The organism is Lysobacter sp. (genome assembly GCF_035655815.1).
In the GTDB taxonomy this organism is placed as follows: Bacteria; Pseudomonadota; Gammaproteobacteria; order Xanthomonadales; family Xanthomonadaceae; genus Lysobacter_J.
Window position 1 is genome coordinate 47,212 of record NZ_DASRTS010000044.1, and the last position, 12,969, is coordinate 60,180.

General features: G+C 66.8%; 10 protein-coding genes. All 10 read right to left on the reverse strand.

The genetic code is table 11. The features are described 5' to 3' along the window. Positions 1-118: 118 nt before the first annotated feature. Entirely contained in the window at positions 119-883 is a 765-nt protein-coding gene (locus VFE83_RS12695; protein WP_324906670.1) for a YdcF family protein, read from the reverse strand. Between the two features lie 16 nt (positions 884-899). After that, a complete protein-coding gene (locus VFE83_RS12700) occupies positions 900-1,940 on the reverse strand; it encodes an EpsG family protein (RefSeq protein WP_324906672.1) in 1,041 nt (346 codons plus the stop codon). 23 nt (positions 1,941-1,963) lie between these two features. Further along, complete coding sequence (locus VFE83_RS12705; protein WP_324906674.1) at positions 1,964-2,827, reverse strand: glycosyltransferase family 2 protein; 864 nt, start codon at positions 2,825-2,827, stop codon at positions 1,964-1,966. Continuing rightward, on the reverse strand, positions 2,788-3,954 hold the full coding sequence (locus tag VFE83_RS12710) for a polysaccharide pyruvyl transferase family protein (RefSeq protein ID WP_324906675.1): 1,167 nt from the start codon (positions 3,952-3,954) through the stop codon (positions 2,788-2,790). Before VFE83_RS12710 ends, VFE83_RS12705 begins: the two co-directional genes overlap by 40 nt. Further along, positions 3,951-5,246: a lipopolysaccharide biosynthesis protein gene (locus tag VFE83_RS12715; RefSeq protein WP_324906677.1), complete on the reverse strand. Its 1,296-nt coding sequence runs from the start codon at positions 5,244-5,246 to the stop codon at positions 3,951-3,953. The genes VFE83_RS12710 and VFE83_RS12715 overlap by 4 nt, the downstream gene beginning before the upstream one ends. 8 nt (positions 5,247-5,254) lie before the next feature. After that, positions 5,255-6,418 carry a glycosyltransferase family 4 protein gene (locus VFE83_RS12720; protein ID WP_324906679.1) on the reverse strand — a complete coding sequence of 388 codons (1,164 nt, stop codon included), beginning with the start codon at positions 6,416-6,418 and terminating at the stop codon, positions 5,255-5,257. Between the two features lie 265 nt (positions 6,419-6,683). Then, positions 6,684-7,883: a right-handed parallel beta-helix repeat-containing protein gene (locus VFE83_RS12725; RefSeq protein WP_324906681.1), complete on the reverse strand. Its 1,200-nt coding sequence runs from the start codon at positions 7,881-7,883 to the stop codon at positions 6,684-6,686. Positions 7,884-8,189: 306 nt separating this feature from the next. Next, positions 8,190-9,248: a right-handed parallel beta-helix repeat-containing protein gene (locus VFE83_RS12730; RefSeq protein ID WP_324906683.1), complete on the reverse strand. Its 1,059-nt coding sequence runs from the start codon at positions 9,246-9,248 to the stop codon at positions 8,190-8,192. Continuing rightward, the gene (locus VFE83_RS12735) at positions 9,241-10,674 is read right to left on the reverse strand and encodes an asparagine synthase-related protein (protein WP_324906685.1); all 1,434 of its coding nucleotides are present in this window, start codon (positions 10,672-10,674) and stop codon (positions 9,241-9,243) included. Before VFE83_RS12735 ends, VFE83_RS12730 begins: the two co-directional genes overlap by 8 nt. 22 nt (positions 10,675-10,696) lie before the next feature. Continuing rightward, positions 10,697-12,958, reverse strand: coding sequence for a polysaccharide biosynthesis tyrosine autokinase (locus VFE83_RS12740; RefSeq protein ID WP_324906687.1), 2,262 nt, complete (start codon positions 12,956-12,958; stop codon positions 10,697-10,699). Between the last annotated feature and the right edge of the window lie 11 nt (positions 12,959-12,969).

Consider the following 12,969-nt stretch of genomic DNA (forward strand, 5'->3'; position numbering starts at 1 on the left):
GCCATCGCAGGAGGAGCGTAAGCGGCCACAGGCGCAGATCGCGTGAGGACAGGCGTGAACGGTGCGGAAACATTCAGCAACGCGAACGTCGACGTTGCTGAAGTGCATGCAGCGTCGTTCAGTTCTGTAGACGCGCCATCACGATCGCGCCGAATTCCTTGATCGCGCGACCGCTGCGCCACAACGCACGGCGCGACGGCACCCATTGCTGCCTGAAGGTGTTCCGTTTCGCGCCTTCGCGCACCGGCACGGGAATCACGTCGACGCCTTCGTTACGGAACTGCAACACGGCGCGCGGCATGTGCAACGACGAGGTCACCAGCAGCACGCGATGGAACCCATGCTGTTCCGCCAGTGCCGCGGTGTAGCGCGCGTTGTCGCGCGTGTTGCGGCTCTTCGATTCCAGGATCAAGGCAGACGAAGGCACGCCAAGGCGTTGTATCGCACTGGCCATGCGCCGCGCTTCGCTCGCATCCTCATCGCCGCCGTTGTCGCCACCGCCGGACAGCACGACCGTGGGCGCGCGTCCGGCCAGCCAGGCACGCGCGCCTGCGGCCAGGCGGCTGCTGCCCAGGTCTTCCGCGGTCACGCCAGGGCGATTGACCCAGCGATAACCCATGCCGCCGCCGAGTACGACGATGGCATCCGCCGCAGGCAGGTGTTCCTCGTCGACCGACGGGTACTGGCGCTCCAGCACTCCGCGAACCGCGTCGGAAGCCATCGGTATCGACAGGATGCCGGACCATGCCAGCGCCAGTGCGGCCAGGGTCAGGCCCGCACGACGCCAGCGCAGCAACGCCAGCAACAACGCCACGAGAAGAAGTACGAGGGTCAGGGCAGGAGGATAGGTCAGTGCGACCGCGATCTTCTGCAGGGACTGCATGCGTGGGTGCGCTTCCTCAGATGACGATTTCGTTGTTGACGTAGTAGTAGAACACTACGCATGAAAGCAGGAGGCCGAAGCGGAGGATCAGGGGATGGCGCAGCAGCGGGACCCGGCTGTACATGATCATCGCCGCGAGGATCAGGGACGCCGCCAGCCACGCGGGCAGCAGGTAGCGGTTGGAGAAGTATCCCCAGCCGACCGCGAAGAACGGCAGCAGCATGACGAGGTAGACCGCGGTGCTTTCCCTGATCTTCTGCCGGACCTCGGTGCGCACCAGGGACCCGAGTCCATAGGGAAGCAGATACCAGAAGATGGAGAACACGGCGAAGTCGATGCGGACACCCGGATCGAACCGCGAGGTCGCGGTGTACGTCATCACCACCTCGTACAACGGGGGAATGAGCATCCGGACCAGTGCCATGGAGATGCCGCTGACGTACATCAGGAACGCCAGCGCCGCGATCACACGCTGCATCCTGGTCCCGAACAGCAGCACCGGGGCGAACAGCAGGTAGAGGATCGACGACAGATGGAAGCTGCTGGCGATGGCGCCATACACGAAGAAGCGCCCCCATCGCCGCTGCTGGAACGACAGCAGCGCGGTGAACACCAGCAGCGCTGAAAGGCCCTGGCGTACACCGTTGATTGACGCGTTGACGAACATCGGCGAGATGAAGAGCATCATCGTCGCCGCGCCAAGGAACGTCAGGTAGCCGCGCGTGCCGCCGAGGAAGTCGAAGTAGCGCCGGGTGGACACCACCACGGTGCCCAGCAGCAGCGCGAACAGCGCCGTCTGGTAGCCGATGACGCCGACATCGAGCTTGTAGAGCAGGTAGGTCAGGTAGACGAAGCCCGGCTCCAGCCGGGTCTCGGCTCCCAGCACCTGCACGCCCTCGAAGAAGCCTGCGTAGGTGTGGGTATCCGTTCCGATGTCGGGCGAGCGGGTGCCGACCAGCCAGCAGCCAAAGGCCGCGACGGCCAGCAGGAACAGGATTCCCAGGACCGCGGACGCCGAGACGTCCGCAGGGCGGCGCTGGATGGGAGCGTATGGCACGCTTTCGATTCTCGCGTTCAATGTCAGGCTCCCTGGGTGGCCCGCCGCCAGGCCAGCAACAGCCGATGGCGTACCTTGCGCATGCTGCCGATGGTGCGTGCGACGCAATGTTCCGGCAGGCTGACGAAGCCCTGGCGAAGCAGTTCGCGACGAACTTCACGTCCGGCCACGTGCATCGCCTTCAGGTCGCCGCTGAGACCGCCGGCGCCGAAGCTCGGCTTGTGCACGTAGCCAAGATCCGCATCGAGCTTGGCGCAGCGATAACCGGAAAACGCAATCTGTCCCCAGAGCAGGAAATCCTCGACTCGGCGGAACTTCTCGTCGAAGCGGAAGGGCAGGTCGCGCCGGAGCATGACCGACGGCGTGGGGAACGGATTGTTGAACAGCATCCTTCGCCGTCCGATGATGCGCGTGCGCGCGCTGCGGGGCGCAGGAGGCCGCGGCGCGCCGCGCTCGAGGATGGGTGTGGGATGCGCGATCAGCGCGATGCTGGGGTCCTCCCTCAGAGCGCGCATCTGCAGCTCGATCTTGGTCGCCGCCCAGCTGTCGTCGGAATCCAGGAACGCGACGTACTCTTCGCGCGCGCGTTCCCACCCGGCATTGCGCGCCCGCGACGGGCCCTGGTTGTGCGGCAATTCGACCACTTCGATCCAGCCCGGTCGGTACATCGCGGCCAGCGCGTGCAGCATCGAGACGGTGTCGTCACCGCTGGCGTCGTCGACCAGGACCACCTGGCGCGGCGGCAGCGTCTGCGCGGCGACGGACGCCACCGCGTCCGCGATGGTGTCCGCGCAGCGGAAGCATGGAATCACCACCGTGACCGGCGCGGTGGCGACTGGCGGCGCCGTCACGCGGCGCGGTGTGCGGAGGGGAGCGAGTTCGACCATGGAGCGCATTGGAATATGTCAGGGGCCTGTTGCGCGTATACGTCCGGTGAAAGGCCGGCCCGCAGAGCGTCCGCGTTCAGCAACTCCTCCAGCATCGCCCTGAAGGCGCCTACGTCGTGCGAGCCTTCCGTTATGCGCGCATCGCGAGGCAGGGCGATGTCGTCGGCGAAATCGCGACACTTGGGGTGGTAGTCGACGATGGCGAACGGAACATCGGTCAGGTAGGCGACGATGGCGCCGTGCAGGCGTGCGCTCACGAACGCATTGCAGCCGCGGATGGCTTGGGCGGTGGCGAGCGGATCGCCGCGATAACGACGCATCTCGACCTTGACGCCCGCTTCGCGCAACGACTGCTGCAGCGAGTTCGCCAAGGCATCGTCGCCGTGGTGCGGATGGCTGTTGAGGCTGAACAGCACTACGTGTATCGGAAGTCTTGCCGACAGCTGGGCGAGCGCCTCGACGGCGGTGTCCTGCCATTGGTCGGGCGTTGGCGCCGCGTGATCGGGCCGGACGGAGTAGCGACAGGGCGCCAGGCCGATCCGCAACGTGCGGCTCGTGGCGGCTGTCGGCATCTCCGATGGCGGGTACAGCACGCGAAGCAAGCCGGCGAGGTCGCGCCCTTCATGAAGGATGGGGTCCAGGCCCATGCCTTGCGCAAGTTCGAACGAGCGCCGGTCGCGCACCGACAGGTACGAGAACTGCCGCACGAACTGGGCAACGCTGCGCTCGCCCGACGAGTCGGCAAACGGCCCCACTGAAACGCCCACCGCCGCGAGTTCGACGCGGCCGCGGCGGCGCGCCGAGAGCATCATCGGCTTGCGGAACGACTCGCGTCCCGTCATGACGGAGCCACCGCCCATCACGAGGACATCGCTCTCGCGCAATCCCCGTGCGAAGCCGAGCAGACGCGAAACCCGGCCGACATGGCCGGTGGACCCGTACCAGTGCATCGGCAACCGTGCCGGCCATGTCGCCCGCGCATCGGCTCCGTGCAGGCGCGGGCCAACCAGGAGCGGTTCGGCGTTCCAGTACCGTCGGGCGGCCGCAGTGCACAGCACTCCGAACAGGTCGTCGCCGAAGTTGCGCATGCCGTAGTAGCCGGTGAAGCCGACCTTCAACCGACTCATCGCGACTTCTCCAGCACACGGAAGCGGCGCACGGCGAACCACATCGAACCGAGCAACGCAGCCTCGGCAACCACGGTAGCCCATGCGGACCCCGCGGCACCGTAACGGGGGATGGCCCAGATGTTGAGCAGCACCGCCACGAGCGTTGCCAGCAGCATGGCGACCACGCGATAGCGCATATGGTTTTCCGTGAGCAGCGCGGAGCCGACGGCCGTCGAAAGGAAACGCAAGGGCACGCACAGCGAAAGAATCATCAGCAAGCCCGCGACATCGCCGAACTTCGGGCCGAATGCCAATGGAACCAGCCACGGCGCGGCGACGGCCAGCGCCAGGCCGACCATCACGCCCATGCCCAGCATCCCCAGGTTGCCCAGGCGATACACGCGGCGGAAGCGTGGCTTGTCGTGCACCGCCCAACGGTGCAGGCGCGAGAGCAGGAACTTCTGGTAGACGGTGGACGGAAACAGGTAGACCGCCATCATCACCGCCAGCGCAACGCCATAATGGCCTGCCTGTGCATTGCTCCCCAGGTATTTCAGGAGCACCGTGCTGGCCTGGAAGAAGACGGGGTACAGCAGCGCAGCCATGCCGTAAGCCCACGCCTGCGACCACAGCTGCAGCGCGCCAGGCTCGGGATCCGACGGTGGCAGTGCCGGGCGCGGCCCATGTCCCTTCAGCTCGATTCCACCTCGCTGCATCAGCACGAGCTGTGGAAGCGCGAGCGCGGCGATCAGCAACGCGACCAGGCCGTAACCAAGCGCCGCTCCGTGCGCGCTGGCGAACGGCAACGCCAGCAACGTTGCGGCGACTGCCAGGCGTCCGGCGGGCATGAGCAACTGCCATCCTGCCAACGCCTTGTGACGTTCCTCCAGCCGCAGCTTGCTGCCTACCAGATCGATGGCGACCAGCCCGACGATCACAGGGGTCAACAACACGAGCGTGAGGCGCGTCTCGGAGTCCACCACGCTTCCCAGCAGCGCCCACGCGATGACGATTCCCACCGCGAGCACGCATGTGAAGGCCGAAAAACGAAACGCCGGCCGAAGCCAGCGATCGGCTGCCCAACCCTCGGTCCCATAGGCCTTCAGGCGGAATTGCGACAGGCCGAATCCCGCCAATGGCGCAACTACGGTGACCGTGGCGAGAGAGGACGCAAACAACCCGTACTCGGATGGCCCAAGACGCCGTGCCAGCAGCAACTGCGCGAGGAACACCATGCCCGCGCTCGCCATCGTGGCCAGCCAGAGGAGGCCGATCGCGCCTGCGGCACGGCGCCATCCTTCGGTGCTCACTGTCGCACTCATCCGGCCACCACCGAACGTGCGGGCAGGCCCCGATCGAGCAGCTCCTCGTACACGTCCAGTGTCTGGCGGATCACCAGGCGCTCGTCGAAATGGCGCTCGGCGTGCTCGCGCGCCTTCGCGCCGAGGCGGCGCACGAGATCGCGATCGTCATCCAGTTGCATCAGCAAGGCCGCCAGCGACGGCGCATCGCGAGGCGGTACCTGCATTCCATCGACGCCGTGTTCCGTGACGACCTCGCGGCAGCCCGGCAGCGGCGTGGTGATCAGGCACAGGCCGCTGGCCGCACCTTCGATGAGGCAACGCGGCACGCCTTCGCGGTAGTAGCTCGGCAACGCCATGACGTCGACGCTGGACAGCAGCGTGGGCATGTCGTCGACGTGTCCCAGCCACTGCACCAGTCCCTGCCGATGCCAGCGCTCGACTTCCTCGTGCGTGAACGAGCTGGGATTGCCAGGGTCCGGCGTGCCCGCGAGCAGGAACTCCACTTCGCGGCCGCGCTCCTTGAGCATGCGCGAGGCTTCGACGAACTCGCCGACGCCTTTCTCGCGCAGCAGGCGAGCGGCCAGCAGTACGCGCAGGGGCCGCGGGCAGTCGGGCGGCTCGCAGGGGCGGAAGCGTTCGGTATCCACGCCAGAGCTGCGGATCACGCGGATGCGTTCCGGCGGCACCAGGCGCGCTTCGGTGAGCGCTGCTGCGTCGTCCGGGTTCTGCAGGATCACGCGCGAGCGGCCATGGCCCAGCGTGCCGCGCATCAGCGCACTGACGACGGGGCGCAGCATGCGTGCCTTCATGCCGTTGCTTGCGTACACGTAGCCCATGCCGGCCACGGCGTTGACCACTGCGGGCACGCCGGCCAGCCGCGCCGCCAGCGCGCCGTACACGGCGCACTTCACGGTGAAGTTGTGCAGCAGGTCGGGCTTCTCGCGTCGCAGGACGTCCACCATGCTCTTGATGGTGAACGCCTCGCGCAGCGGATTGAGGCTGGCACGATCCATCGGAAGCGTCGTCCAGCGGATGCCATGTGCGGCGAAACGCTCCCCGAATTCGCCCGGAGGCGAAACCATCACCACGTCGGCACCTTGTGCCTTCAGCTGGTTGGCGGTGGAGAGACGGAAGTTGTAGAGGTACCAGTCGGTATTGGCAAAGAAGACGACTCGCATCGGCGTAGGAGGCCACGCATCGCTCCATCCTGGGGCGACGCGACGGCAGTGCGTCCGTGTTGGAAGGTCGCCCGGATTGTAGCCAGCCGGTTCCGGCCACCCTCTACGCTGCGATCACGTTTCCATCGCTGCATGAACAGCGCTGCGGTGCTGTCGCACGAATGAAGCTTTCGTCACATACATCCACGCCACAAACATGCACAGGCCACAAACGACAACGGCCGACTTTCGTCGGCCGCGTCGTTCTACACCTGCTGGAACGCTCTTACTTCGCGTACTGGTTGGTCGTCACCTTGATATAGGTGCATTCCGGCGTCTTGGCGATGTGGGCGCCGTTGCCGGTCTTGCTGGTGTCGAAGCCGGTGATGCTCCGTAGCGGGTTGAGCGTGGTGTTCACCCCATGCAGGCGGGTGTGGTTGTTGCGGAACACGTTGCCACTGACCTGGTACGACTTGGTGCTGGCGCTGAACTGCACGCCGTACAAGTAGTTGTGCTTGAAGCTGTTCTGGGCGATGTAGCCCTTGTTGGCCGTCACCGTCAGCAGGCCGTAGCCGCCGTTGTACTCGATGGTGCACTTGCGCACCGTCACGTTCGCCACACGCTTGTAGGCGACGATGCCGTTGCCCGCGTTCTTGCGGATCAGGCAGTTCTCGATGTGCACGGTGTCGGTGGTCGACATGGCATCCGGATCCGGCTCGATATCGATGCCGGCCGCCGGCGCGATGCCGTTGGAGTTGCTGAACTCCGAGTCGTACACCTTCACGTTGCGCGCGCAGCCGATGGTCAGGCCCTGGCGGCGGTTGTTGGTCGAGACCACATTGCACACCACGGCGTCGACGGTCGGGATGCTCGGTGCGGCGGTGACCATCGCGCCGCCGATGCACATGCCGTCGCCCCAGCAGTCCGAGATGCGGATGTCGCGGATCGTCACGCGGTTGGAGCCGCGCACCATGATGCCGTGGCCCCACTCACCGGTCGTGCCAAGGTGCGTATGGCGGTCGCCGATGATCTGGCCGCCGGAAATTTCCACGTCGCTGACCTTGTAGACCATCAGCACGTAGGCGCGGTCGGCGCTGTTGCGCTTGGCGCGCAGGCGCGCGTCCGAATGGATCCACAGGTGCATCTTGCTGCGCAGGCGCACGTTGCGGGTCGGGTCGAGCACGTAGTCGCCCGGGGGCACGTACACGGTGCCGCCGCCGGAGGGCAGCGAGTCGATCGCAGCCTGGAAGGCAGTGGTGTCGTCGGTCGCGCCGTCGCCGCGGGCGCCGAAATCCTTGACATTGCGGTTCGCCGTGCCGCGGGCACGCTTCGGCGGGGTATAGGTGGCAGCGGTGGTGGCGCCGGCGGCGAGCACCTTGCCGATGCCGGCAAAGCCGAGCACGGGCGGAATGGTGAGGACGAGACTCTTGCGGATGAATTCGCGACGCGGCATTTCAGCCGCGCTGTTGGCACGGTTATCGTTCACGTTCGTTTCCGGATAGTGGAGGTCGAGCCGCCAGCCCTTGGCTGAATCGGCAACGGGGGCCTGCGAAAATCCATGTCGTCACGCCGACTTCGCTTGCCAATCACGCCACGATCATGTTCGTGACTGACGCGCACCATACCTCACACCGCCATGACGGTGATGAACGGATGGGTTCGATTCGCGTATCTGTGCGCGAGTGCAAAGAAAGCGCACTTAACCGGTCAGTGCGCGTGCGTATTCAAGTTCATGACTCGGAGAGCGCGGCGTGAGGTGCCTCGCCGCCGCGCAAGCTGAATGAGGCGTCGCTCAATTCAGGAAACGGTTGTCCGCATTCACGCGGATCGCCGCGGTGGCTTCTGCGATGTCCACATGTCGCTTCGATCCGCGTGAGCGGGGACCGTTGTTGTGGAACTCGTTGCGCGCGATGGTCACTTCGCGTGCGCCAGGCCGCACGCCCACGCCGGAGATGCGGTTCAGGCGGATGGTGTTTTCCTCGATCACGCAATCCCGGGCGCCCAGCACCAGCACGCCGTGGGCGCGGTTGGACTCGATCAGGCAGTCGCGCACGGTGGCGTCGAACACGTGCTTGTACAGGACCACGCCCGGCCCCTCGTTGTTGCGCATGACGCAGCGGGCGATGAGCACGTCGCGCGCGATCTCGCCCGGATCGGGTTCGACGTCGATGCCGGCGCCCGGGAGCGTGCCGCCGGTATCGAGGAAGTGGGAGTCGTAGACGCGCACGCGACGCGACCGTCCGATCGTCAGGCCCTGACGCCGGTTGCCGACGCATTGCACGCGCTCGATCACGACGTCGTTGCTGGGGAGAATCCCGCCCGCATGCTTGGTGCTGCCGATGGATATGCCGTCGCCCCAGCAATGGGAGACGTGGATGTCGCGGATGGTCACGCCGTCGCATCCGCGGATCGCGATGCCATGCCCCCACTCGCCGGTCGTGCCGCGGTGCGCGCCGCGCTCGCCGATGAGGCGGCCGCCGGAGATTTCCACGTCCTGCAGGTGCTGGGCGGTGATCACGTACGCGCGTTCGGCATCGTTCGGCTTTGCCCGCAGCCGTGCCCCAGGCGCCAGCGCCAGGTGCATCCTGCTGCGCAGCTTCACGCTGACCAGCGCGTCGATGAGGTAGTCGCCGGGCGGCACGTCGACCGTTCCGCCGTCGGCCGGCAGCGCATCGATCGCGTCCTGGAACGCGCGGGTGTCGTCGTGCGTGCCGTCGCCACGCGCACCGTGGCGGCGCACGTCCTGGCGTCCCTTGCCGCGGGCGCGCGCGGTTGCCGATGCGCGCGGCGCGGGGATGACGGCCGCGAGCAGCAGGGCCTGCGTGAATGAGCGACGCAGCCGATCAGGCATAGGCCGCTTGCGGCGAAGCCGCCTGGAAGCCGGGATCATTGGCCGCGGGTTGCGAGCGTGCCGCGTCCAGCCATGGCAGGACCACCGCGAGCAGGTAGAAGCGGGATGCGTGGTACTTGTTGTCCAGCCGCTTGCGGTTGCGCTCCAGCCATGCGGGAGCCCCGGGCAGCAGGTCCGCGGTCTTCCTGGAGATATCGTGCACGACGTCGAACCGCTGCCTGGCCAGGCCGCGCACGTCGAAGCGGAAACTGCCCTTGCTCTGCACGTACGGGAGGCGCTCGAAGCGCGTGGCGATGTGTTCGCGGATCAGCAGCTTGTTGAGGCCGGTGGCCGGGTCTACCTTCTGGTAGCGCGGCACCTCGCGATGGATCCACTCGCGCAGCGCGAGGTCGCAGAACGGGTAGGCGGCCTTCAGCGAAAGGGCGGCGGTCGCGTACAGCCCCTTCGCGAACGCGCCGGCCGAGCCCGCGATGGATGTCGACATGTCGCGCCATTCCCACGCGCTCGTCGCCGAGTCGATCTCTTCCTTGAACAGTGCCAGGCGCTGGCGCGACTCGTGCGAGATCGGGCGGCCGAACAGTTCGTCCACCTCCTCGTCGGTGAAGCGCGAACCGGGGAACACGCGCTCGATGGGATTCATGCGCAGCGTGCTGAGCAGGTAGCACAGCTTGAAGCTGCGATCGATGCCGGGCATCTCGGTCAGGCGGCTGGGCACCGGCATTCCGCAGGCCAGTCCGCGCAGCATGTGCTGCCGGCGGCTCATCGGGGTACCGAAGTAGCTGTCCGCGCCCAGGCCGTCGATGACGCCATCGCCATCGCGCGCGGCGACCTCGGTGCCCAGGTCCATGCAGGAGAGCAGGGCGAAGTCGGCGGTGAGCAGCGGCATGCGCGCGACCACGTTGAGGTAGCGGTCGTAGGCGCGGCCGGGGTCGCACACCAGCGTTTCATGACGCAGGCCGAGCGTGCGCGCGACATACGTCGCCGATTCCACCTCGTCTTCCTCGGTACCGCCGAGGTAGGTGATGCAGGTGGTGTCCGGACGCGCGTCGGCGATGGCGATGGCCAGCGTCGTGGAGTCCTTGCCGCCGCTCTGCAGCAGCCATGGCGAGTGCATCTGCGCGCAGGTCCGCTCCACCGCCTCGCACAGCAGGCGGTGGTACACGCCCACCCAGTCCTGCTCGCTGGCGGCCCGCTCGGGCACTTCGCCTGCATTGCGGAACTTGAAATGGAAGCGCGGCGCGCTGTGCATGTCGTCGTGCGGGCAGAAGCCGAAGGTGACCAGCCGCACGTCCTCGTAGATCGAGTAGGGCGGATACACGAACGCGTTGAGCAGCAGGTCGGCGACGGACACCTCGTCGACCGATGGAGCCGGCTCCCCGGCGCGGACCAGCCGCGAGAAATCCGGGGTGCCGTAGTAGGGGGACATCGTTATCTGGGTTCGCATCGGGTCACCGCGCCGGGGCCGGATCCTGCACCGGCTGATAGTCGTAGTAGGTGTAGGCGTACTGGCCGGAGCCACGCTTCTGCACCGCGTTGAAGATCGCGCCGCGCACTTCCACGCCGTTCTGTTCCAGGCGCTGCTTGGCCAGCGCGATCTCGCGCTGCTGGTTGAGGCCCCAGCGCACCACCATCAGGCAGGTGCCGACGTGGTGGCCGATCACCGCGGCGTCGGTCACGGCCAGCACCGGCGGCGTATCGATCACCACGATGTCGTACTGACGGGAAAGCTCGTCGAGCAGCCTGGGGAAGCGCTCGTGCATCAGCAGTTCCGACGGGTTCGGCGGAATGCGGCCGCGCGAGATGAACGACAGGTTGTCCGTGCCCGGCACACGGCGCACCGCGGTGGCGGCATCGATCTGGCCGGAAATGAGTTCGGACAGGCCGTTCTCCGAACGCGTGCCCAGTGCCGAATGCACGGTGCCACGGCGCATGTCGGCGTCGATCAGCAGCACGCGCTGGCCGGCCTGGGCGATGGTCACGGCAAGGTTGGCGCAGACGAAGGTCTTGCCGACGCCCGGCGACGGCGCCGAGATCATCAGCATGTTGTTCTTCATCTCGAAGCGCGCGAAGTGCAGGCTGGTGCGCAGCGTGCGCAACGCCTCCATCGCCAGGTCCGACGGCGAGCGGAATGCCAGCAGGCGCTGGCGGCCGTCGCGACGGTACTGGCCCGGCTGCAGCTGCTTGCCCTTGGCGCTGAAGGGAATGGACGCGTACACCGGCAGGCCCAGCAGTTCGATGTCGACCGGGTCTTCCACGCCGCGACGGAACATCTGGCGCGTCAGCACGAAGGCGATCATCAGCATCGCGCCGAGCAGCGTCGCGCCCGGGATCACGATCAGCGGTTTCGGCCACGACGGGCTGTCCATGTTGACGTCGGCCGGGTCGATCACGCGCGCGTTGCCCACCGCGCTGGCGGCGGCGATGTTCAGCTGTTGCGCCTGGTCGAGCAGGTTGGCGTAGGTCTGGTTGATGACTTCCACGTCGCGGTTCAGGCGGAACAGGCCCTGCTGCGTGTCGGGCAGCGCGCCGATGCGGCCCTGGATCTGGTTCTTCTTGGCCTCGAACTGGCCGATCTGGCGCATCAGCGACTGGTACACCGGATGCTCAGGCGTGTAGCGGCTGGCGATGTCGGCGCGCTGCACCTGCAGCTGCTGGATGCTCTGTTCCAGCGCGACGCTCTGGTTCAGCAGCGCCTGGTTCTGCATGCCCACGTCCATGGTGCGTGTGCGCGACTGGAACTCGTTGAGGCGGGCCTGCGCGTCGGCCAGTTCACGGCGCACCTTGGGCAGCTGCTCGGTCACGAACTGCAGGCGCTTGGAGGCTTCGGCCGAATTGCGCGACACGTTCTGGCGCACGTACGCCTGGGTGACCTGGTCGAGCACCTGCTTGGCACGCACCGGATCTGCGTGCGCATAGGTCATGCCGATGATGCCGGAGTTGCGGCCCTGCTCGGTCACGGTGATGTCGTTCTTCAGCTGCCCCATGATCGCCATGGAGTTCAGGCGCTTGAGTTCGAAGCGCGTGCCCGGGTTGGCGACCAGGCGCTCGATTTCCAGCGACACGCCGCGGCCGTTGCTGGCGACCTGGCCGACGCGACCTTCGAGCAGCGTGTTGCCTTCAGGATCGAGCAGCGTGTAACGGCCACGCTCGCCCGCGATCAGCTGCAGGTTCATGCCGACCAGATGCTCGGGCAACTGGAAACGGCCGATATCGACCTGTTCGCCGCCCCAGGCATAGCTGCTCAGGCCGAACCATGGCGAAGCGAGCTGGCCGGGATTGAGGCGCTGGTTGGCGCGCGCGACGCTGTCGCCGATCAGCGGCATGCGCACCGGCTTGACGACGGTATCGAGGTTCAGCCGCTCGATGGCCTCCCCCAGCACGCGGCGCGAGGTGAGCAACTGCGTCTCCGTCGCGGCCGGTGCATCGACGACCGGAGGCGCAGGCGTGTTGTTGCTGGAATTCAGCCCGGGCACGCTCGGCGGACGCGCTTCCACCTGCACCACGGCGTTGGCTTCGTATTTGGGCGTGGCCAGCAGTACGTAGGTCACCGCCGCGACGAAGAACACCAGCGTGCCGATCAGGATCGGCCACTTGTTGTCGCTCAGCGTCGAGACGAGGGTCGGGATGTCGATGTCGTCCTCGCGGGCCGCGGTGGCGGCGGGCGGCACGGCATAGGGCGGATCCGCCCGGTTGATCACGTAAGAAGCCATGGTTCGTTACC